Source organism: Paractinoplanes globisporus DSM 43857, assembly GCF_000379645.1.
Taxonomy (GTDB): Bacteria; Actinomycetota; Actinomycetes; order Mycobacteriales; family Micromonosporaceae; genus Actinoplanes; species Actinoplanes globisporus.
The window spans coordinates 401,258-421,193 of sequence record NZ_KB903317.1 but is presented as its reverse complement, the minus strand read 5'-3'; the positions used below and the strand labels follow the sequence as shown (position 1 = coordinate 421,193).

Genomic DNA, 19,936 nt, shown 5'->3' with positions numbered 1-19,936 from the left:
TGATGGCAGGTACACATGGCGGTTAGGAACCCGAGTTGTCCCAGATCAAGCACCATCTGCGCCGTGTCGGCGGCGCGGTGGTCACCACTCTTGCCACGCTCCTCGTCTTTCTGTGTCTGGTCATGCCCGACCAGATCACCCGGCTCCCGCCCGGCAACTTCTGGCTGAACGCGCTCGTTCGCATCCCGATCGAGGCGATCGTCGCGGTGGCCGTGCTGCTGGCGCTGCCGGAGCGCGCCCGGCAGATCCTCGCCACGTTCCTCGGTTTCGTCCTCGGCCTGCTCACGGTCGTGAAGATCGTGGACATGGGCTTCTTCGCGGTGCTCGCCCGGGAATTCGACCCCGTTCTCGACTGGGTGCTGTTCACCGACGGCTACCACTTCCTCCAGGACTCGATCGGCAAGCCCGGCGCGTTCGGGGTGGCCGTCGCGGCACTGCTGCTCGCGGCGTCGCTGCTCACGTTCACGACGCTGGCCGTACGCCGGCTCACCCGCCTGCTCGCCGCGCACGCCCGCCCGACCCGGCACGCGGTCTTCGCGTTCGCCAGCGCCTGGGTGATCCTCACCGTGTTCGGCGTGCAGATCGTCGGCGGCGTGCCGGTGGCCGCTCAGGCCGCGGCCGAACTGGCCCGCGACACCGCGCTCAAGGTGCCGAAGGACATCGCCGACCAGAAGGCGTTCGAGCGCGAGGTCAAGGTCGACGCGTTCGCGAACCTGCCGGACGACCAGCTGCTCACCGCGCTGCGCGGCAAGGACGTGGTCATCGGCTTCGTCGAGAGCTACGGCCGGTCGGCGGTGGAGAACCCCGAGTTCAACTCGACCGTGCTCGCCCAGCTCAAGGCCGACGACGCCAAGCTCGCGTCGCGCGGCTTCGCGGCCCGCACCGGCTTCCTCACCTCGTCGACCGCGGGCGGCGGCAGCTGGCTCGCGCACTCCACGTTCCTGTCCGGGCTGTGGATCGACAACCAGCAGCGCTACCGCAGCCTGGTCAACTCCGATCGGCTGACGCTGACGAGGGCCTTCAAGCGGGCCGGCTTCCGCACGGTGGGTGTCGAGCCCGGGGTCACGTACGCGTGGCCGGAGGGTCAGTTCTACGGCTACGACCAGGTGTACGACGTGCACTCGCTGGACTATCACGGCCCGATGCTGAGCTGGTCGACGATGCCCGACCAGTACGCGATGCGGCAGTTCCAGAACTTCGAGTACGGCAAGACCACGCGCCCGCCGCTGCTCGGCGAGATCACGCTGACCTCGAGTCACACCCCGTGGGCGCCGCTGCCGAAGACCCTGCCGTGGGACCAGCTCGGCGACGGCTCCGTCTACGGCCCGATCATCAAGTCGGCCGAAGGCGCGGGCAGTGTCTGGAAGGACAACCACAAGGTCCGCGAGGCCTACGCCACGTCGATCGCCTACTCCGTCGACACATTGATTTCGTACGTCGAGAAGTACGCCGACGACAACCTAGTGATGATCTTCCTGGGCGACCACCAACCGGCGTCGGTCGTGGTCGGGCAGAACGCCGGCAAGGACGTCCCGATCTCGATCGTCGCCAAGGACCCGAAGGTGCTCGACCGGATCAACAGCTGGGGCTGGACGAACGGGCTCACGCCGGCGCCCACCGCACCGGTGTGGCCGATGAACCAGTTCCGCGACAAGTTCCTCACGGCGTTCAGCCCGGAGGGCGAACCGCACTGACGACGAGCCCGCCGCGGGGCCGCTCGACCGGGTGATCAAGCCCGCGAGCGCCCTGGCCGGCGGCCCGGCTCGATCACAATGCTGCTCATGCCCACCAGGTGGATCGCGCCCCGCCGGTCCCCGAGCCCGCCGGACGAGAGCGCGTCGCCTTCACTGCCGAAGGTGCTCGCCGACCTCGGAGTCTTCATCGGCGCCCTGACCGCGCTGCTCTACTACTTCGGCTGGGTCAGGCTCCGCTACCAGGCCCGGGAGCTCGGCTTCGACGTCTCGGCGCTGAGCCTCGGCACGGCCGACTACCTGCTGAACAGCCTCAGCGTCCTGTTCGTGCCGGTCCTTTTCCTGCTCCTGGTGGTGCTGGGGCTGCAGCGGGTGCACCGGCGGCTGGTCGAGCCGTTCGTGTCCGGCGGCCGTGACAAGACCGTTCTGCTGACCGCGCGGCTGCTCTCGCTGGCCTGGCTGCCGCTGGCGGCGGTGGCCGGCCTGCTGCTGCTCACGCCGATGCAGGGGTACGCGTTGCCGATGTGCCTCGTGCTGGCGGTCCTGTTGGGAGGATACGGGCGCTCGATCCGCCGCTCCCGGACCGGCGTGGACCCGTGGCCGGCCGGCACCAGGATCGTCGTGGCCGGTCTCCTGGCGATCGCGACATTCTGGACGACCGAGCGCCTGGCCCGCACGGTCGGATCCGCGTTCGGCGCGGACATCGCCGCACATCCGGACCAGCTGCCGGCCGTCGTGCTGTACAGCGCCAAGGACCTCAGCCTCGACGCGCCCGGGATGGTGGCCACCGCGCTGCGGGCGCCCCGGGCCGAGTTCGGCTACCGCTACTCCGGGCTGTTCCTGCTGGAGCGTTCCGGCAACCGGTACTTCCTCGTCACCGACCACCCCGGCCGCGTGATCATCCTGAGCGAGACCGCCGACGTACGCATGGAGTTCGTCGCGGATGCAGATCGGACGTGACTGATTGACCAGCCTGGTTCTTGCCCTGCTTCTGGCGTTCGCGGCCGTCCCGGCCGGCGGGCGGCCCGTCGAGGGCGGCGCTTCCGCGGCGGTCACCGCCGGCGGCCCGGTCCTGACCGGCGGTGCCACGGTGATCGATCCCAGAGTTCCGGCGCGCAAGAAGAAGTGGATCCAGTGGCTGGCCAGCCTAACGCCGGGCGGCGGCAACGGCGGAAACGGCACCGGCGGCCCCGGCAACAACGGCAACAGCTGGACTTTGGGGGACGGGGCCTACTCCTCCTTCGAGAGGGGTGACTGCCTGCTGACTCTCAACCTCGCCCGCCTCACCGCCGATGACGACGCGTCCGTCACGCCGCTGGCCGAACCGCAGCGCAGCCTGTACGAGGGTGCGGCCGCCGCCTGCCTGGCGGCCTTCTACGGGCGCTCCGATCTGTGGCCGGTCGCCGCTTCCCGGTTCGATCGGGTCCGCGGCACGGCGACGACCTGCCGGGAGAGCGCCGTGCTCCGGATTCTTCGCGAGATCGTCACGGCGCATCGGGCCGACCCGAAGGTGCGGTTCGTCCGCGGTCGTGGCCACCTCGCGAGCTGCCAGGATGCCGGTGGAGGCGGCGGCGGCTGGCACGTCCGGCGTGAGCGGTCCACCCCCATCGCCGGGGCGGACCGCTTACGTCGTCTCTCGGTCGGGGGTCAGTCGATGGTGCGGGGCAGGGTCTTGGCGGCCTGCTTGAGCGCCGCTGCCGCGCCCGCGTACGGGTTGTAGGTGTACGTCCGCGACAGCGTCCCCGAGACCGTGAAGTATTCGGCCGACAGCTTCGCCGGGTCGGTCGCGATCTCGCCGCGGGCCGGCACGTCGTTGCCGTCGTCCCAGCCCCACGGGGCGTTCGCCGAATTCGTGGTGCACGACCAGGTGCCGACGCCGCAGTCGCCCGAGGTGTCGCCGGCGAAGGTGCCGAGGGAGGCGAACAGGCTCGTGTTGTTCCGCTGGGCCCACATCCCGCCGTCGGCGAAGATGTCGACCAGCTGGTACTGCACGTCCCGGTCGTCGGCGCCGCTCGGCGACTCCGAGGCGGTCAGCGACGGGTAGTAGACGATGCCGTCGCCGTTGATGTCGTACTGCGGCCAGGCCTTGAGGCCGTGGCCCTTGGCCTCCTGCGCGGTCACCGGGTGCTGGAAGGAGTCGTGCGTGGACGCCTTGAGCTGCAGCGTCCCGTCGACGGTCTCCTTGCCGCCGGTCCAGGTGCTGCCGGCCGGGGTGTACGAGTAGAAGTCGCTGTGCGCGACGGTCACCGCCGCGCGCAGGACCCCGTACGCCGAACCGTCTTTTTCGATGATCTCGGTGAGACCCTCGCCGTCGTTCTCGTGCTCGGTCTCGAAGAACGGGTGGTCGATCCAGTCACGCGGGTGGAAGAAGAAGTACGTGATGAACCAGTGCGAGCTGGTCTCGGTCACCGAGTAGTACGCGGCGGCCTGGGTGCTCTGACCCGCGTGGTCCCAGTTGTCCCGGCCGATGAGGTTGCCGTCGTAGTCGTACCGCGTGATGAAGTCCGATTTTCCCGAGAGTGCGTGGCTGCCGGTGGCGTCCACGTCCTGGTAGTGGATCGGCGCCCAGCGCAGCGCCAGCTCGGCCCGGCTCGGCGCGGCCTGCGCGGCCGTCGGCGCCACGAGCAGCCCGGCCACCAGGGCCCCGGCCGCGATTCCCTTGATAAGCATTCCCGCTCCCGTTTCCTCGCGCGTGGTCGGTATCGACCGAGGTAAATCTTTTGGGAAGACGGTGGTCGATGGGTAGACCGGAGGCGAAGTCTGCCTGCACGCCGGACGTAGGCTTCCCGGGTGTTCCACATAGACCTTGGCGGCGGCGCCGTGCTGCGGCCGCTCGAACCCTGGCTGGCTCCCGAGTTCCTCGCGCACATGGACCGGGCGCGCGCGACCGTCGACCCGTGGATCTCGTGGGCGAGCCGCAGCGCCACCCTCGACGACGCCCGCGCGACCCTCCAGCGCTACGCCGACCTGCAGGCCAACGACGCCGGCCGCCTCTACGGCATCTGGCTCGACGAGACCCTGGTCGGCGGCGTGTTGTTCCGGACTTTCGACGCCGAGTCCGGGGTCGCCGAGATCGGCTGCTGGCTGGAGCCGGCCGCCACCGGCCGCGGGCTGATCACCACGGCGTCGCGGGTGCTGATCGACTGGGCGTTCCGGGTCCGCGGCCTGCACCGCATCGAGTGGCACTGCCGCTCCGACAACGAGGCCAGCTCGAACGTGGCCCGGCGGCTCGGCCTCGAGCTCGAGGGCACGCTCCGCGAGAACTACCCGTGGAAGGGTGTACGGCACGACACCGAGATCTGGGCTGTGCTCGCACCCGACTGGCGGTAGCATCGTCGGCATGTCTCAGACACCCCCGTAGGGCGCGGCTTGCACTTTTCCGCTGCCCCTGCCCGTCTGGACATTCCTGGAGTTCTCCCATGCCCCGCCCCGCTGCGGCGGGGAGCTACCGTGCCGTCCTGCTGCTGCCATCCGCGTTGCGCACCTTCGTGCCCGCGCTCGGCGGCCGCTTGGCGTACGGCCTGCTCCCGCTCGCCACCCTGTTCACCGTTCAACAGGCCACCGGCTCGTATTCCGCGGCCGGCCTCGCGCTGGCCCTCTTCGGCCTGGCCTCGATCACCCTGCCCGCGAAGTCCCGCCTGGCCGACGTGCACGGCCCGCGGCGGGTGCTGCCGTGGCTGGCCCTGGTCTGCGCTCTTTCGCTGGCCGCCGCCGCGCTGACTCCGTGGCCGGTCGCGTTCGTCGCTCTGGCGGGCCTGGCGGCCCCACCCCTGGGACCCGCCATGCGCTCCGCGTGGCGCTCACTCACCGCCGGGACTTCTCTCAAGGAGCGCGCGTACGCCCTGGACGCCATCGCCGAGGAGACGTTATACCTGGTCGGACCCCTTCTGGCCGGCCTGCTCATCGCGGCGGCGCCCGCGAGATGGGCGCTGCTGACCACGGCCGCGCTCCTGCTGGCCGGCACCCTCGGCATGGTGGCGGCAGTCCCGTCCCCGTCCCCGTCCCCGGCGTCGCCCGCGCCCGCGTCCGGCCCGATCCGTCTGTTCGATCCTGGGCCGCTGCGGTCGGCGGGCCTGCTCGGCGTGCTGGCCGTCCTGCTCGCGATCGGGGCCGGGACCAGCGTGGCCTACACCGCCATGGCCGCCGTGGCCCAGGCGCACGGCCGTCCCGGCGCGGCCGGCCTGCTGGAGGCCGCGGTCGGCGTGGGCAGCGTCCTCGGCGGTCTGCTCTGGTCCCGCCGGCGCCACACCCGCTCGCGTTCCCGGCACTTCGCCGGGCTCCTCGGGCTGCTGGCGGCCGGACTCCTGGCGGCGTCGGTGGTGCCCGGCCTGGTCGCCCTGGGCGCGGTGATGAGCGTGGCCGGGCTGGCGATCGCGCCGCTCTACGTGGTCGCCTACCTGTCCGCCGACGACCTGAGCCCCGCCGGGCACGCCACCGAGGCCGGCACCTGGGTCAACGTCTCGGCCAACGCCGGCAGCGCCCTGGGCGCCGCCACCGCCGGCGTGGTCACCGACCAGCTGAGCCCTTCGGCGGCCTTCCTCATCGCCGGCACCGCCGTCGCGCTCGCCGCCCTGGCCGCCCTCGTCGCCAGACCACGCCGGACGGCTCGCGGCGCTCCGGCCCCTACCGCGCCGCCCGCCGATGGGCCGTCCGCAGGTGACTTTCCCGGGGGCGAGCCGCCCGTCCTCGGCCTGCCGTCGGACCGAGTCGTTGCTGACGGGCGGGCGTGACCTAGGGTCGATCGGTGCTCGGAGAACCCAGGCTGACCCACCGCAACGAGGGCGGCCACGACATCCCGCTGCTGGTCTGGCGCCTGCCCGGGCCGGCGCGGGCGATCTCGTCGGCCGTTCTCGGCGGTGGGATCAGGGAGTGCCGGTGGGTGGTCAACGCGAGCGTTCCGATGTCGTACGACCGGGACGATCCCGCCGCGCACCTCGCCGGCATGGCTCGCGAGCTCGGCCTGACCGGCCCCGGCGTCGGCCTGCTCACCGGCGTCGACGTGGCCGACGTGGTCGCCGAGGCCGACGGGGGAGTGCGGCTCTGGGCGACCGTGGGCCTGGGCGCGCCCATCCAGGCCCACGACCCGCGGCCGGCCGTTTCGCAGGATCCGCGCCCGGGGACGGTCAACGTCGTGGCCTGGGTGCCGCAGCGGCTCGCCGACGGTGCGCTGGTGAACGCCGTGGCCACGATCACCGAGGCCAAGACCCAGGCCGTGCGTGACCTGGGGCTGGCCGCCACCGGGACCGCCACGGACGCCGTCTGTGTGCTCTGCCCGCCGGACGGTGACCCGGCCGCTTACGGCGGACCGCGGTCGCACTGGGGTGAGCTTCTCGCCGCGGCCGCCTACCGGGCCGTGCTGGCCGGGGGCCGGGTCAACCTGTCGGGCCCGCAGTCCTGGTCGGAGAGGGTTCACCGGGCTTCACTCGCCTAGATCAATTCTCCCACCGTTTTGGGAGAAATATGGTAAAAGAGCGGTTCTCCGTACGTGGCCCTCTCGGCCGTGATGGCCTGGGTGAAGGCACAAGGCAGTGCCATCAGCGAGGAGGACGCGACATGAACACCACATCACGACTGTCGGCGCTGGTCGGCGTGGGACTTCTGACCGGTGTCATCGCGGCGGGGCCGGCGCGGGCGGCGCCACCGCCCTCGCGGAGCCACGTGGTCGGCTACTTCGTCACCGCGCGCGACTGCCAGTGGGTCGCCCAGGCCGGAAGCGATCGGGGCCGATGGTACGACGCGGTCTGCGACCAGGCCGACCACGGACCCTATCCGGGCGTGTGGGTGCTGACCGTCCAGCGCTACGGCGTCGTCGGCGGCAACGGAATGCCGGGCCATCACGGCCAACCCGGTCACCACGGCCAACCCGGCCAGCACGGCTCACCAGGACACCCGGGTCAGGGCGGCTCGGGCGGCTCGGGTGGTGCCGGTGGTGCGGGCGGCGCCGGCGGTCAGGGTGGCCACGGCGGCGAGAGGTACTAGAACAGAAGACCGGAAGGCCGGTCGTGACAGCGCCCGGCCTTCCGCTCAATCGTGACCGGGCGCCAGGAGCACCACCGACGTCTCGCGGCCGCGTCGCATGGCGAAGGCGTCCAGGTCGCCGTAGCCGGAGTAGTCGTGCAGGGCCGTCCAGAGGCGCTCCCGTTCGTCGCCGGTTGCCTGGGCGGCGAGCACCGGGCGTGAGCCGGTGGCCAGGTCGACGGTTGCCTCGGGGCGGGCCTTGAGGTTGAGCCACCAGGCCGGGTCGGCCGGGTCCCAGCCGTTCATGGCGAGGGTCACCAGGCGGTCGCCGTCCTCGATGTAGCAGAGGACCACGGCCCGGGGCTCGCCGGAGCGGCGGCCGGTGGTGATGAGGCGCATGATGCCGCAGCGGCCAGGGGTGGGCGGGCGCAGGCCGCGGTCGTTGGTGGCGCGGAGCACGACCTTGTGGGTTTTCCAGGCGCTGCGGACGAACCATCGCGGGGGGAGGAACGGACGGGCCATCGGAGGGCTCCTCTACGGTGTAGGTCTACGCCGTAGAGTAAACCCTACGGTGTAGAGGAACAAGTAGGATCCGGAAGGTGCCCCGACGTGCTGACGACCGCATCGATACCCGAGCCGCGCGACCGGCCCGCACCGCCCGCGCGAACACGCGCCTGAGCCGGGAGGGCATCATCGCCGCGGCGATCGATCTGGCCGATCGGGAGGGGCTCGCGGGGCTCAGCATGCGCAAACTGGCGCAGCACCTCGGGGTCGACGCGATGTCGATCTACTACCACGTACGGGACAAGGACACCCTGCTCGCCGAGATGTCGGACGCGGTGGTCGCCCAGATCGGGCTCACGCCGATCGCGCCGGCTGAGTGGACGTCCCAGCTGCGTGGGCTGATCATGGCGGCGCGGGCGACCATGCTGCGGCACCCGTGGGCGGCGCGCGTGCTGGAGGGGCGCGACACTCCCACGCCCGCGGTCATGGCGCACCTCGAGCGGGTGCTCGCGGTGATGCGCGGCGGCGGCTGCTCGGTCGACCTCGGCCACCACGCGATTCATCTGCTCGGCAGCCGGATCCTCGGCTTCAGTCAGGACCTCTTCGACGACGACCCGGACACGAGCCCGCCGCCGGAGGTGGTCGCCGCCTGGGCCGAGACGATGCCGCACATCGTCGAGCTCGCCGCGGCCGTCACCCACGACGGGGCGCTGGGCGGCTGCGATGACGACGGCGAGTTCGCCTTCGCGCTCGACCTCATGCTCGACGGCCTGGAGCGCCGCCGCCTGACCGACTCGTGAAACGGGCGCTCACCTCAGTGGTAGGTGAGCTCGCCGGCCTCGATCGGGGCGCTGACCCGGTTCTCCGGGGGCGCCAGCGGGCAGAGCCACGCGTCGTCGTACGCGCAAGAAGGGTTGTAAAGGTAGTTGAAGTCGAGTCGCACGCGGTCGCCGGGCAGCACCTCGAGGCCGCGGCCGTGCGTGCCCTTCACCGTGTCGGTCAGGTATCGGCCGCCGCCGTAGGTGGACTTTCCGCACGTCCCGTCGCGCACGGGCAGGAACAGGCCGCCGCCGTACGCGGAGATCCACCACAGCGACAACTCGCCGAACGGGGTCTCCAGCACGCCGGCCCGGCGGTAGTGCACGACGCCGTCCGGGCCGCCGGTGTCGATGTCGATCTCGCCGGAGGCCGGGCGGACCGCCGCCTCGACGATCGCGTCCTCGTTCGGCTCGTAGTAGCGGATCCCGGTGAACGACGGACGCTCGTCGGCGGGGATCGGGGACTGCGGGTGCGTGGCGAACAGCTGATCGCGCCGGGCGCGGAAGTCCTTGAGGTCGGCCGCCTCCAGATAGATCCGGGCGACGGCGGCGCGATAGTCGGTCAGCTCGAGTGCCTCCATGAGCGCCACGCTAACGCTCATGCGGGGTATGCCGTCGCCTCCTGGGCCTTCACCGTGGCCCACACCTCACGTCCGGGGGCCAGTTCGAGCTGCACGGCGGCCGCGGGTGTGATGTCGGCCGCCACCGGGATCGGGCCGGACAGCTCGATCCGCAGCGCGTCGCCGTGCCGGGCCATCGCGGTGACGGTGGCCGGCCACGTGTTGCGGGGACTGCCCTCCGGGCGGGCGGAGAAGAGCGACACCGCGCCGGGTGGAAAGGCCACAAAAGCATCACCATGCAGCGGTACGGCGGTGACCAGCGCGAACCCGTCGGGGAGGCGGACGGTCGTCCCCTCGGCGTGGCCGCGGTACAGGTTCAGGCCGACGAGCCGGGCCACGTAGTCGGTGCGCGGCTCGGCGGTGATCGTCGTGGCGTCGCCGGTCTGCACGATCCGGCCGTCCTCGACGATGACGAGACGGTCGGCGAGCATCAGCGCGTCCAGCGGGTCGTGCGTGACCAGCACCGTCGCGCCGGGGAACGACGCCAGGTGCCCACGCAGCTGCGCCCGGGTGTCCAGGCGGGTGCGCGCGTCGAGGGCGGCGAGCGGCTCGTCGAGCAGGAGCAGTTTGGGCTCGGCCGCGAGCGCCCGGGCGAGCGCGACGCGCTGGGCCTGGCCGCCGGAGAGTTGACGCGGCTTCTTGCGTACGTGATCGGCCAGACCCACCCGGACCAGCCACTCGCGTGCCGTCTCGCGGGCCTCGCGGCGCGGCACGTGCCGGCAGCGGGGGCCGAAGGCGACGTTCTCCAGCGCCGTGAGATGCGGGAACAGCAGATAGTCCTGGAAGACGACGCCGATGCGGCGGCGCTCGGGCGGTTCCCGGTCGAGGCGGGCGCCGTCGAGCGTGACGTGGCCGTCGTCGAGCCCGGTGAGGCCGGCGAGCCCGCGCAGCGCCGTCGTCTTACCGGCGCCGTTGGGGCCGAGCAGCGCGACCACCTCGCCGGCGGCCACGGACAGCTCGATGTCGAGGGTGAATCCGGCCCGCCGCACCACTAGCCGGGCATCCAAGGTGGTCATGCGGCCACCCACTTGTCGCGCAGCGCCGCCAGGATGCCGACCGAGACGACCAGCAGCAGGAGACTCAGCACGATGGCCGCGTCCAGGTCCTGCTCCAAGGCCAGATAAACAGCAAGAGGCATGGTTTGCGTACGCCCCGGGAAGTTGCCGGCGAAGGTGATCGTCGCGCCGAACTCGCCGAGCGCGCGCGCCCAGCACAGCACGGCCCCGGCCGCCACGCCCGGCGCGATCAGCGGAAGCGTCACCCGCCGGAACGCCGTCCAGCGGCTCGCGCCGAGGGTGGCCGCGGCCTCCTCGTAGCGGGAGTCGGCGCCGCGCAGGGCACCCTCCACGCTGATCACCAGGAAGGGCATGGCAACGAACGCCTCGGCCACGACCACGCCGGCCGTGGTGAACGGCAGGGTGATCCCGAACGCCGAGTCGAGCCACTCGCCGACCAGACCGCGCCGGCCGAAGACCAGCAGCAGCGCCACGCCGCCGACCACCGGGGGCAGCACGAGCGGGACGGTGACCAGCGCGCGCACGAACCGGCGGCCGGGAAACTCGACGCGGGCCAGCAGCCAGGCCAGCGGCACCCCGAGCAGCAGGCACACCACGGTGGCGAGGCTGGCGGTCTCCAGCGACAGACGGAGGGCGGCGAGTATGCCGGGCTCCCGGAGCCGGGACGGCAGCGAGGACCAGGGCGCCCGGTAGAGGAGCCCGAACAGGGGGAGGGTCAGGAACGCCAGCCCGGCGATCGCGGGGATCGCCAGGGCCGGCGGAACCTTGAGGCGCTGCTTGCTCAGGGCTTCTGGAACCCTGCGTCGGTGAGCACCTTGATCTCGGGCTCGGTCTGCACGAAGGCCACGAACGCGGTCGCGCCGGCCGGGTTGGGTGCGGCCTTGAGGGTGACGATCGGGTAGTTGTTGATCGCGCCGGACGACTCCGGGAACTCGATGCCGTCGACGTCCGCGGTGGCCGCCTTGGCGTCGGTGCGGTAGACCAGGGCCGCGTCCACCTCGCCGAGCTTCACCTTGGACAGGGCGGCCTTGACGTCCTGCTCGTAGGTCACCGGCGTGACCTTGACGCCGGCCGTGTCGAGCACCTTCTTGGCCGCGGCGCCGCAGGGCACCTCCACCGCGCAGAGGGCCACCTTGATCTTCGGATCGGCGAGATCGGACAGTCCCTTGATGCCCTTCGGGTTGCCCTTGGGGACGGCGATGACCAGCTGGTTCTTGACGAACGTGGTGGGCTCGCCGGTCGCGTTGCCGGCGTCGGTCACCGTTTTCATGGTGGCCGGGCTCGCGGCGGCGAAGACGTCGGCGGGGGCGCCCGAGTTGATCTGCTGGGCGAGGCCGGAGCTTCCCCCGTACGAGAAAGTGACCTTGACCCCGGGGTTGGCGGCCTCGAAGTCCTTGCCGATCTGGTTGAAGGTCTCGGTCAGGGAGGCCGCGGCGAGCACCGTGAGATTGCCGGTGACGCCGGACGCGGCGCTGGAGCCCGAGCTGGCGGTGGGGGTGTCGGCCGAGCTGTCGCCGCAGGCGGCCAGCAGGGCGGTGAGCGCCAGCGCGGCCAGTATCTTCTTCGTCTTCACTTTTCGTCTCCTCGCTCCACGACCACCGTGGTCGACTTGATCACGGCGACCGCCGTCGATCCGACCTCCAGCCCGAGCTCGTCGACCGCCTCGCGGCTCATGAGCGAGACCACGCGGAACGGCCCGGCCTGGATGTCGACCTGCGCCATCACCGCGTCGCGAACGATGGCGGTGACGATGCCGGGAAGGCGGTTGCGCGCCGACGACCGGCGCGACCCCGGGTCGGGATCGTCGGCGAGAGACCGGGCGAACGCGGCTAGGTCGGCACCGGCGATGCTGCGATGCCCGTGGTCGTCCCGATCCGCCGACAGCCGGCCCGAGTCGACCCAGCGACGCACGGTGTCCACACTGACCCCGAGTAGCTCGGCCGCCTCCCCGATGCGGTAAGTCGTCACGCGACCACTCTAGGGCCGCAGATGCGAGCCCTAGTACGGCGGATGACTCGCAGATGCGGAACCGTTGCACTCGTCACCGGCTCGGCGGCATGCTGAGTGGCGTGCCGGAACGGATCAGCGAGGTCACCGCCTTTCTCGCGGAGGTGCTCGCACCGCGGGCGCCGCTCACCGTGATCGTCGACGGTGGCGACCACGGGGCGGCCGCCGCGTTCGCCGTACGGCTCGCCGCGGCCTTCCCGCCCTCGGCGCGCGCGTGGACGGTCGACGCGGTGCTCGGCCTCAGCGGGCCGGCCGGCGGGCGCGTCGACTCGGCGCTCAACGTGCTCGAGCCGGCCGCCGACCGCGTGATCGTCTACCTCCGCAGCGGCCCGCGCGGCGCGCGGGGGAACGGCGAGGGCGAGCGGCGCGCCCAGGTGGTGATCGACCACGACGATCCGGAGTGGCCGGTGATCCGGCACGTGCACCCGCGGCTGGCCGACCCCGAGCGGTGGTACATCACCGAGAGCAGGGCGTTCTTCGGCGCCCGCGCCGCCGGCTGGGACAAGAGGTTCGGCGACGACATGCCGGCGTACGCGAAAGCGGTCGAGACGGCCGAGCCGTGCCTCGGCGACCTCGCGCTCGACGTCGGTTGCGGCACCGGCCGAGCGCTGCCCGCCCTGGCCGCCGCGGTCGGGCCCGGGGGCCGCGTGCTCGGCTTCGACGTGACCCCGGCGATGCTCGAGGCGGCCCGCGACGCCGGGCGCAACGGCTGCGCCGGCCTGGTGCTCGCCGATGCCCGCCGCCTGCCCCTGCCCGACGGGATAGCCGGGCTGGTCTTCGCGGCCGGCCTCGTGCAGCACCTGCCCGACCCGGAGGCCGGGCTGGTGGAACTGGCCCGGGTGACCCGCCCCGGCGGCCGCCTGATGATCTTCCACCCGTCGGGCCGGGCCGCGCTGGCCGCCCGGCACGGGCGCGCGATCCGCCCGGACGAGCCGCTGAACGAGCAGAACCTCCGCCCGCTGCTCGCCGCGGCCGGCTGGAAGCTCGTCCGCTACGAGGACCCCGACGACCACTTCCTGGCGCTCGCGGTGCGCGGCCCGGCCGCGGACCCCGCGACATCCGCTCGCTGAGCGGGCTGGTCCCCGTTAGGGCAGGTCGGCGAGTTCCTGGTTGAGTAGGGCGGTCAGGTGGTCGTGGCGGCCGTCGGCGATCTCGATGCCGCGGCTCGGGCCCTCGGCGATCATCAGCACGTACAGGTGGATGCGGTACAGCGCCAGGCGGATGCGGGCGGAATCGTCGAACGGGGCCGCGCCGTAGCCGGCCACGAACGGGTGGCCGGGGATGTCCTCGATGCGGCGCAGGAGCGCGGGGGAGACGAAGTCGAGCAGCGGGTCGCCGTACAGGTAGCGCTCGCCGTCGACCAGGCCGGTCAGGGCGCCGTCGGGACCGGCCAGCACGTTGCCGTCCCACAGGTCGAAGTGCAGCAGCGCCGGGCGGGTCACGGCGGCCAGCGCGTCGTGGTAGCGGCGCACGACGCCGTCGAGCGGGGGCAGCGGCACGTTCCAGGAGGCGGCGTCGTCGCGCAGCGCGTCGATGATCGCCTCGAGCGCGGTGGGCCAGTCGGCGGCCGACGGGCGGTCGCCGGTGTAGCCGAACAGCGGGCCGGTGATCGTGTGCACCCGGGCGATCGCGGCGCCCAGCTCGGCGCGGGCCCGGGGCGAGTCGGCCTCGGTGAGCGGGGTGCCCGGCAGCATCGAGGAGATGATCCAGGCGGGGTCGGCCGAGACGGCCAGCACCTCGGGGACCGGCACGCCCGGCGCCTGCGAGCGGATCATCGTGTAGTACTCGGCCTCGGCCGGGATGACGTCCCGCTCGTACGTGAGAATGCGAGCCGAGGCGGGCGGGCCCACCTTGACCACCACCTGCCGGCCGTCGTCGAGGCCGGCCCGCCAGACGGCGGCGAAGGTGCCGCCGTTGAGCGGCTCCCCGCCCGGCCCCCCGCCGGCCCCCCCCCCCGGCGCGGCCGCCGCGCGCCCCCCCGCCCCGGGGGGGGGGGAGGGTCCCGCGGTGGGGCGGCTCGGCGCCGGTCACACCGGCGCCGAGCCCGTCGGACACGATCGAGGTGATGTCCTTTTCGGACAGTGTGGGCTGCGTGGGGCTCGCGGTCATGGTCAGACTGTAAGGGGGCGCAGCCCCAGCGTGTGCTCCGAGAAGGTGCGGTACCGGGCGAGCTCGATGAACAGCCAGCCGATCGAGATGGCCCCGAGGATCAGGTAGACCCACAGGTTGTTGAACGTGTCCCAGAGCGTGTGCAGGACGACGGCGCCGGCGAACGTCAGCAGGAACGTGAGCAGCCGCTTCGCGCTCGGCGAGGCGATCAGCGCCCAGAGCGCGCCGGCGGTCAGGCCGGTCCACGCGGTGTGCCCGGCCGGCGACGACAGACCGCGGATGAACAGCGTCTGCTCGACCGCGCCGATGTTGCCGTCCGAGGAGAGCAGCGCGGTGAACGCGTAGCCCATGGTCTCGAGGGCCGCGAAGCCCATGCCGGACGCGATGCCGATGACCAGCCCGTCGGAGGGCAGCCGCCGCTCGTGCCGGGCCATGATCGTGAACAACAGGATCACCGGGACGATCAGCTTGGCCGACTCCTCGATGATCGCGACGAGCACCAGCGGCAGCGTGCCCAGGCCGCGCAGCGTGTTGTACTCCAGCGTGCCGGCGACCACGATGCCGACCACGCCGCCGAAGAACGCGGCGATGGCCAGCGCGGACGTGGGCACCTGCCAGCGTCCGGTGCGGGCCTGGGCGAAGGTGAGGAAGGACAGGGGAACGACCGTCGCGCCGAGCAGGATCAGCGACGGCACGAAGTTGGGGTTCTGTGTGTGGACCAGGGTCCGCAGCACCACGATGTAGAGAACCAGCCCGATGATCAGAACACCGAGCCACGCCCACCGGCGGGAACGATCGCGCATGGCCCAGTGTTTTGCCTGGCCGCGTCAACGTCAATCCGTGACGGTGAGCACGTCCGATCTGCGTCAGGTGGCAATGAAGTTCGCCATCATGGCCATGTCCTCATGTTCGAGGTTGTGGCAGTGGAAGACGTACTTTCCGGGGTAGCCGTCGAAGTGGATGAGGATCTTGGCCTGTTCGCCGGGGCGGAGGTCGATGGTGTCCTTCCAGCCGGCGTCGTAGGGGCCGGGTCCTTCGCTGCCTCGGGCGATGACTTGGAAGGGGCTGAGGTGCAGGTGGACGGGGTGGTGGAAGTCGGCGTTGAGTTGCCAGATCTCGGTGGTGCCGAGTCGAACGCGCGCGGCGATGGTGTCCGGGCTGAACGGGGCATGTGAGACGAGCCAGCCGTCGTGATCGTCGACGTCGCCGGCACGGAAGTCGAACTTGCGCGTCACGACGGCGTCCTCTGGCCGTAGCGGTGGAGTGGTGGAGAGCCGGCTGGGGATCTTGAATGGTTCGGGGCGGCCGTCGTCGACGACGAAGCGCATGACCTGGCCCATTGCCGTGGTGTCGAAATCGTTGACCAGGGTGATCCGGGTACCCGGGGCGTATCCGGAGAAGTCGATGAGCACGTCGAGGCGTTGCGCGGGCGCGAGTTCGAGGTGGTCGTGCCGGACGGGCTCGGCGAGGAGGCCGGCGTCGGTGCCGATCTGGGCGATGCCGTTCGGGGGCGGCGGGTCGAGGCGCAGTGAGAGTCGCCGGGCGTTACAGGCGTTGAGGAAACGCAGCCGGTATGTGCCTCGCCGTGCTGTCATGACCGGCCAAGGGGTGCCGTTGACGAGCATGACATCGCCGAGGACGCCGGCGACATGGTCGCCACGCACGCCGGGCCGGTTGACCAGGGTGGGGTCGAGACTGGGGTAGAGCAGGGATCCGTCGCTGTCGAGACTGCGATCGGTGATCATCAACGGTAGGTCGAGGTCGCCGTCGGGCAGCCGCAGGGACGCTTCCTCGGCGTCGTGGTGCAGGTGAAAGCCGGCCAGTCCGCGCCAGACGCTCGGGCCGGTGAAGTCCATGCGGTGGTCGTGATACCACAGGGTCGCGGCCCGCTGATCCAGCGGAAAGACATGGGTACGGCGGCCTTCCCGCGTGTCGCCACCGGTCATCGTCATCCGGCCGTGGTCGCTGGTCATCTGCTGCGGGTTGTGGTGCAGGGCGTAGTAGCTCATGTCGGTGGGGTAGACGTAGTCGATCGGATATCCGTCGCTGTCCGGCGGTGTGCGCCCGCCGTGCAGGTGCACGACGGTGGGCACGGGCAGGTTGTTGGTGTACCGGACCTTGACGGTGCGCCCGCGGGTGCTGCGGATCGTCGGGCCGGGGAACGAGCCGTTGTAGGTCCACAGCTCGGTGGCCGGCCCGGGCAGGATGCCGGCGCGGGCGACGGTTTGCGTGATGTCGTAGTAGTCGGTGGTGGTGTCGGAGCGGCTCGGTCGGAGCACCGGCGGGATGGTCAGGCGGCGCCGGAACGCGGGCGGGATCGGGGTCCGGCTGGGCAGGAGCTTCCCGGTGGACCTGGCGCCGGTGAGGCCGCTGACGAACGGGATACCGATGCCGGCGGCCGCGGTTATCGCGGCCCCGGCGATGCCCAGCGCGGTGCGGCGGTTGATCGGGCTCATCGGGTCGGCCTCCACGCCGCGGCAGTGAGGGCGACCAGCAACAGGATGACGGTGACACCCAAGGGGATGTGGACGGCCAGGACGAGCCGGTAGCCGAGGAACGTCTGTAGCGCGGTCAGCGCGAACAGTGCGACGGCGGCGGGCAGAGGCCAGCGCGGTCCGGCTCCGGCGCGACGCCAGAGGATCGCGGTGATGATGCTCGCGGCGATCGCCGCGACGGTGTAGTTGGCCATGTCGCGGTGCAGGCGTAGCGCCGGGTAGGTGCCGGACAGGAACTGCCCGGCGAAGACGGCCTGGTTGAAGGCCAGGATCGCCGCGGCGGTAATGGTGATTCTGAACAGCCAGATCGGCCACCGCCGCCGCAGCCGGGTCGCCGTGCCCGACGCCGGGGACGATGTGTTCCCGGTGGTGGTCATCGCTGCGCCTTCAGGGTTTTGCGAACGGCGACGACGGTGACCGCGATCAGGGTGGCGAGACAGATCAGGATCACGGCGAACGGGATCAGGGCCGGTACCAGGAAGAAGCCCCGCGCCTCGCCGGTGATCGCGGCCAGGACCGCGCCGACGGCCACGACCAGGCTGCCGACCAGTGCCGACCGCGGCGACTGCCGGCGCACCAAGCGGTAGCCCAGGCTCGCCGCCGCGGTCACCGCCGCGGCGATGATCGCCGGGTACAGCGTGGCCATCAGGGTGACCGCCACGAACACCAGGCTCGGCGCCGCGGCCACCGCGATCCCCACCCAACGCTCCGGATCAGCCCAGGTCTGCTTGATCGCCGCCCAGGCCGACACCGGAGCCGGGGCGGCCGCGTGGTGGTGGGCGGGTCGGGCCTGGCGCTCGTCGCGGGGCAGCGGGCGGTCGATCGTCAGCGGTCGCCGATTGTTCATGCCGAGATGGTTACACGTGAAACAGTCTCTTGTGAACCTGTTTCTCGTGAGATAGTGTTCGGGCGTGCCGACCAACGCCGCATCCGCCGGACAGACAGCGGCCTCCGAGACGCCCGAGAGTCCGCAGGAGGGGTCGCCGTTCGCCCTCGGGCTGCTGCTGCGTCGGGCTCACGACCGGGTCGCGGCGGCCATGGACGAGGCTTTACTGCCGTTCGGGTTCGAGCGGCGGCATTTGATGGTGCTGATGCGGCTGCAGGCAGCGGGACCGTTGAGCCAGCGCGAGCTCGTCGCCCAGACGGATCACGACAAGGCCTCCATCGTCCGGATCGTCGACGACCTCGAGCGGCTCGGCCTGGCCTCCCGCGAGCTCGTGCCCGGCGACCGGCGGCTGCGGGCCGTCACCATGACCGATCACGGCCGTGACATCTACGCACAGGCACGCCGTGCCGCCGAACCCGCCATGACCGAGGCGACGGAAAACCTGACTCCGGCGCAAACGCGGCAACTTCAGCACCTGCTCCGCGCGATGCTCGGCTCCTGACCGGCTCCGCGTCACAGCGCCGGCCACGCCATCGAGGGTGATCGGTGGATCCCGCACGCGCCGCGCACCTCATCGAGAAAAGGTCCTCAACCATGCGAGTCCTCATCATCGGCGCCGGCCTCGGCGGTCTGACCCTGCTGCACGGTCTGCGGCGCGCCGGCATCGACGCCCGCGTGTACGAGCGATCCGCCGATTCAGGCTCACAGCCCGCCAGCTACGGCATCCACCTCGACGCCGACGGCCTCCACGCCCTCCACGACAGCCTGCCCGCCGAGAACTGGAAACGGATCGACGCCGCCGGCGTCCCCGCGCCACTGATCATCCGCTTCCACGATCCTCACCGAGGCGTCCTGGCCACCATCGACAAACGATTCCCCGAACACGCCACCAACCCCATCACGAAACGCCGCGCGATCAGCCGCGGCAAACTCCGCGACGCACTGCTGCACGGCACCGACGAGGACGCGGACAGCGAGCCCCTGGTGCATTGGGGCAAGACGTTCACCCGCTACCAGATGCACGACTCCGGCGTCCGCGCCTTCTTCGACGACGGCACCCACGCCGACGGCGACCTCCTCATCGGCGCCGACGGCAGCAACTCCCGCGTCCGCCACCAGCGTCTACCCGACCTTCAGCGCCAGGATCTCGGCATCGTCAACATCGCCGGGCGCGTCCCGCTGTCGGGCGCCGTGGCCGCCGCGCTGCCCGCCGAACTCGTCGACGGCGGCATCAACAACGTCGTCCCCGCCAGGACCGGGTGGATGTTCCTGTCCACCTGGGCCAGTGGCGATCCCGACACCACCCAATACGTCGTCTGGGCCTGGGCAGCAGCCGAAACCTCCTACCCCCACGGAGTCGGCGACCTCGACGGCGCGCGGCTCAAGAACCTCGTCACCGAACGCATCAAGGGCTGGACGGCGCCGCTGCGCACGCTCGTTGACGCCACCGACCCGTCCACCATCACCACCGTCCCCCTACGGACCATGCCGCAGCTCCCCGGCTGGACACCGTCGCGGGTCACCCTTCTCGGCGACGCCATCCACAACATGACCCCGATGGCCGGCATCGGCGCCAACACCGCCCTACGCGACGCCGACGAACTCCGCCGATCCCTGATCGCCCCCGCCGACCCGATCGACAGCATCGCAACCTACGAAACCGCCATGCGCGACTACGCCAACCGCGCCCTCAAGCTGTCCACCCGCAACGCCACCAACGCCGCGCTCGCCACCCCGGCCAACCGCGCCGCCTTCCGCGCCCTGCTCCGTATCGGCTCCCACTTCGCCCCGTTACAACGCAGGATGTTCGGACCGACAGTTCGATAGAAACG

At 71.5% G+C, this 19,936-nt stretch carries 22 protein-coding genes and 1 pseudogene; 11 read left to right on the top strand and 12 right to left on the bottom strand.

Annotated features, from left to right (window positions below):
* Positions 1–35 precede the first annotated feature (35 nt).
* The 3 genes from A3CQ_RS0131940 (at position 36) to A3CQ_RS0131930 (ending at position 3,411) form a co-directional block, all read left to right on the top strand.
* On the top strand, positions 36–1,694 hold the full coding sequence (locus A3CQ_RS0131940) for a sulfatase-like hydrolase/transferase (protein WP_020515028.1): 1,659 nt from the start codon (positions 36–38) through the stop codon (positions 1,692–1,694).
* Positions 1,695–1,781: 87 nt separating this feature from the next.
* Positions 1,782–2,651, top strand: coding sequence for a hypothetical protein (locus tag A3CQ_RS0131935; RefSeq protein WP_157296581.1), 870 nt, complete (start codon positions 1,782–1,784; stop codon positions 2,649–2,651).
* Positions 2,652–2,655: 4 nt separating this feature from the next.
* Entirely contained in the window at positions 2,656–3,411 is a 756-nt protein-coding gene (locus tag A3CQ_RS0131930; protein ID WP_020515026.1) for a hypothetical protein, read from the top strand.
* On the opposite strand, the gene A3CQ_RS0131925 is transcribed toward A3CQ_RS0131930, so the two are convergent.
* Positions 3,339–4,361, bottom strand: coding sequence for a hypothetical protein (locus A3CQ_RS0131925; RefSeq protein WP_020515025.1), 1,023 nt, complete (start codon positions 4,359–4,361; stop codon positions 3,339–3,341). The two genes, A3CQ_RS0131930 and A3CQ_RS0131925, sit on opposite strands and share 73 nt — an antisense overlap.
* A 120-nt stretch (positions 4,362–4,481) precedes the next feature.
* Here A3CQ_RS0131925 and A3CQ_RS0131920 point away from each other — a divergent pair, with 120 nt between their 5' ends.
* The 4 genes from A3CQ_RS0131920 (at position 4,482) to A3CQ_RS60255 (ending at position 7,670) form a co-directional block, all read left to right on the top strand.
* The gene (locus A3CQ_RS0131920) at positions 4,482–5,021 is read left to right on the top strand and encodes a GNAT family N-acetyltransferase (protein ID WP_020515024.1); all 540 of its coding nucleotides are present in this window, start codon (positions 4,482–4,484) and stop codon (positions 5,019–5,021) included.
* A gap of 89 nt (positions 5,022–5,110) precedes the next feature.
* Complete coding sequence (locus tag A3CQ_RS0131915) at positions 5,111–6,421, top strand: MFS transporter (protein ID WP_020515023.1); 1,311 nt, start codon at positions 5,111–5,113, stop codon at positions 6,419–6,421.
* 14 nt (positions 6,422–6,435) lie between these two features.
* Positions 6,436–7,122, top strand: a complete 687-nt coding sequence (locus tag A3CQ_RS0131910; RefSeq protein ID WP_020515022.1) for an adenosylcobinamide amidohydrolase — start codon at positions 6,436–6,438, stop codon at positions 7,120–7,122.
* Between the two features lie 122 nt (positions 7,123–7,244).
* Positions 7,245–7,670: a hypothetical protein gene (locus A3CQ_RS60255; protein WP_051115403.1), complete on the top strand. Its 426-nt coding sequence runs from the start codon at positions 7,245–7,247 to the stop codon at positions 7,668–7,670.
* A gap of 45 nt (positions 7,671–7,715) precedes the next feature.
* On the opposite strand, the gene A3CQ_RS0131900 is transcribed toward A3CQ_RS60255, so the two are convergent.
* The gene (locus A3CQ_RS0131900) at positions 7,716–8,171 is read right to left on the bottom strand and encodes a nitroreductase/quinone reductase family protein (protein ID WP_020515021.1); all 456 of its coding nucleotides are present in this window, start codon (positions 8,169–8,171) and stop codon (positions 7,716–7,718) included.
* Positions 8,172–8,248: 77 nt separating this feature from the next.
* Here A3CQ_RS0131900 and A3CQ_RS0131895 point away from each other — a divergent pair, with 77 nt between their 5' ends.
* The gene (locus A3CQ_RS0131895; RefSeq protein WP_020515020.1) at positions 8,249–8,953 is read left to right on the top strand and encodes a TetR/AcrR family transcriptional regulator C-terminal domain-containing protein; all 705 of its coding nucleotides are present in this window, start codon (positions 8,249–8,251) and stop codon (positions 8,951–8,953) included.
* A 14-nt stretch (positions 8,954–8,967) separates the two neighbouring features.
* On the opposite strand, the gene A3CQ_RS0131890 is transcribed toward A3CQ_RS0131895, so the two are convergent.
* Genes A3CQ_RS0131890 through A3CQ_RS0131870 form a run of 5 tightly spaced genes read right to left on the bottom strand, consistent with a single transcriptional unit; the run spans position 8,968 to position 12,575 of the window.
* The gene (locus tag A3CQ_RS0131890; protein WP_020515019.1) at positions 8,968–9,552 is read right to left on the bottom strand and encodes a DUF1684 domain-containing protein; all 585 of its coding nucleotides are present in this window, start codon (positions 9,550–9,552) and stop codon (positions 8,968–8,970) included.
* A gap of 17 nt (positions 9,553–9,569) precedes the next feature.
* The gene (locus tag A3CQ_RS0131885; protein WP_026206421.1) at positions 9,570–10,607 is read right to left on the bottom strand and encodes an ABC transporter ATP-binding protein; all 1,038 of its coding nucleotides are present in this window, start codon (positions 10,605–10,607) and stop codon (positions 9,570–9,572) included.
* Positions 10,604–11,392, bottom strand: coding sequence for an ABC transporter permease (locus A3CQ_RS0131880; protein WP_026206420.1), 789 nt, complete (start codon positions 11,390–11,392; stop codon positions 10,604–10,606). The genes A3CQ_RS0131885 and A3CQ_RS0131880 overlap by 4 nt, the downstream gene beginning before the upstream one ends.
* Positions 11,389–12,180, bottom strand: coding sequence for a molybdate ABC transporter substrate-binding protein (modA, locus tag A3CQ_RS0131875; protein ID WP_020515016.1), 792 nt, complete (start codon positions 12,178–12,180; stop codon positions 11,389–11,391). The genes A3CQ_RS0131880 and modA overlap by 4 nt, the downstream gene beginning before the upstream one ends.
* Complete coding sequence (locus tag A3CQ_RS0131870; RefSeq protein ID WP_020515015.1) at positions 12,177–12,575, bottom strand: TOBE domain-containing protein; 399 nt, start codon at positions 12,573–12,575, stop codon at positions 12,177–12,179. The genes modA and A3CQ_RS0131870 overlap by 4 nt, the downstream gene beginning before the upstream one ends.
* Positions 12,576–12,676: 101 nt before the next feature.
* Here A3CQ_RS0131870 and A3CQ_RS0131865 point away from each other — a divergent pair, with 101 nt between their 5' ends.
* On the top strand, positions 12,677–13,684 hold the full coding sequence (locus A3CQ_RS0131865) for a methyltransferase domain-containing protein (RefSeq protein ID WP_211216714.1): 1,008 nt from the start codon (positions 12,677–12,679) through the stop codon (positions 13,682–13,684).
* A 15-nt stretch (positions 13,685–13,699) separates the two neighbouring features.
* On the opposite strand, the pseudogene A3CQ_RS54840 reads toward A3CQ_RS0131865, so the two are convergent.
* The 5 genes and pseudogenes from A3CQ_RS54840 to A3CQ_RS57895 all read right to left on the bottom strand — a co-directional run.
* A pseudogene (locus A3CQ_RS54840) lies at positions 13,700–14,527 on the bottom strand (phosphotransferase family protein); the annotation flags it as partial.
* Positions 14,528–14,725: 198 nt separating this feature from the next.
* Positions 14,726–15,526: a PrsW family intramembrane metalloprotease gene (locus A3CQ_RS0131855; RefSeq protein WP_020515012.1), complete on the bottom strand. Its 801-nt coding sequence runs from the start codon at positions 15,524–15,526 to the stop codon at positions 14,726–14,728.
* A 63-nt stretch (positions 15,527–15,589) separates the two neighbouring features.
* Positions 15,590–17,179, bottom strand: a complete 1,590-nt coding sequence (locus A3CQ_RS0131850) for a multicopper oxidase family protein (protein WP_026206419.1) — start codon at positions 17,177–17,179, stop codon at positions 15,590–15,592.
* Positions 17,176–17,595 carry a hypothetical protein gene (locus A3CQ_RS57900; protein WP_020515010.1) on the bottom strand — a complete coding sequence of 140 codons (420 nt, stop codon included), beginning with the start codon at positions 17,593–17,595 and terminating at the stop codon, positions 17,176–17,178. Before A3CQ_RS57900 ends, A3CQ_RS0131850 begins: the two co-directional genes overlap by 4 nt.
* Entirely contained in the window at positions 17,592–18,065 is a 474-nt protein-coding gene (locus tag A3CQ_RS57895) for a DUF3159 domain-containing protein (RefSeq protein ID WP_020515009.1), read from the bottom strand. Before A3CQ_RS57895 ends, A3CQ_RS57900 begins: the two co-directional genes overlap by 4 nt.
* A gap of 64 nt (positions 18,066–18,129) precedes the next feature.
* Here A3CQ_RS57895 and A3CQ_RS57890 point away from each other — a divergent pair, with 64 nt between their 5' ends.
* Positions 18,130–18,606, top strand: a complete 477-nt coding sequence (locus tag A3CQ_RS57890; RefSeq protein ID WP_020515008.1) for a MarR family winged helix-turn-helix transcriptional regulator — start codon at positions 18,130–18,132, stop codon at positions 18,604–18,606.
* A 92-nt stretch (positions 18,607–18,698) separates the two neighbouring features.
* Entirely contained in the window at positions 18,699–19,931 is a 1,233-nt protein-coding gene (locus A3CQ_RS54820) for an FAD-dependent oxidoreductase (RefSeq protein WP_020515007.1), read from the top strand.
* Positions 19,932–19,936: the final 5 nt, after the last annotated feature.

Coding starts and splice junctions, on each gene's coding strand:
- A3CQ_RS0131935 (WP_157296581.1), top strand. CDS start 1,782: ATGCCCACCAGGTGGATCGCGCCCCGCCGGTCCCCGAGCCCGCCGGAC.
- A3CQ_RS0131925 (WP_020515025.1), bottom strand. CDS start 4,361: ATGCTTATCAAGGGAATCGCGGCCGGGGCCCTGGTGGCCGGGCTGCTC.
- A3CQ_RS0131915 (WP_020515023.1), top strand. CDS start 5,111: ATGCCCCGCCCCGCTGCGGCGGGGAGCTACCGTGCCGTCCTGCTGCTG.
- A3CQ_RS60255 (WP_051115403.1), top strand. CDS start 7,245: ATGAACACCACATCACGACTGTCGGCGCTGGTCGGCGTGGGACTTCTG.
- A3CQ_RS0131900 (WP_020515021.1), bottom strand. CDS start 8,171: ATGGCCCGTCCGTTCCTCCCCCCGCGATGGTTCGTCCGCAGCGCCTGG.
- A3CQ_RS0131890 (WP_020515019.1), bottom strand. CDS start 9,552: ATGGAGGCACTCGAGCTGACCGACTATCGCGCCGCCGTCGCCCGGATC.
- A3CQ_RS0131885 (WP_026206421.1), bottom strand. CDS start 10,607: ATGACCACCTTGGATGCCCGGCTAGTGGTGCGGCGGGCCGGATTCACC.
- A3CQ_RS0131855 (WP_020515012.1), bottom strand. CDS start 15,526: ATGCGCGATCGTTCCCGCCGGTGGGCGTGGCTCGGTGTTCTGATCATC.
- A3CQ_RS0131850 (WP_026206419.1), bottom strand. CDS start 17,179: ATGAGCCCGATCAACCGCCGCACCGCGCTGGGCATCGCCGGGGCCGCG.
- A3CQ_RS57900 (WP_020515010.1), bottom strand. CDS start 17,595: ATGACCACCACCGGGAACACATCGTCCCCGGCGTCGGGCACGGCGACC.
- A3CQ_RS57895 (WP_020515009.1), bottom strand. CDS start 18,065: ATGAACAATCGGCGACCGCTGACGATCGACCGCCCGCTGCCCCGCGAC.
- A3CQ_RS54820 (WP_020515007.1), top strand. CDS start 18,699: ATGCGAGTCCTCATCATCGGCGCCGGCCTCGGCGGTCTGACCCTGCTG.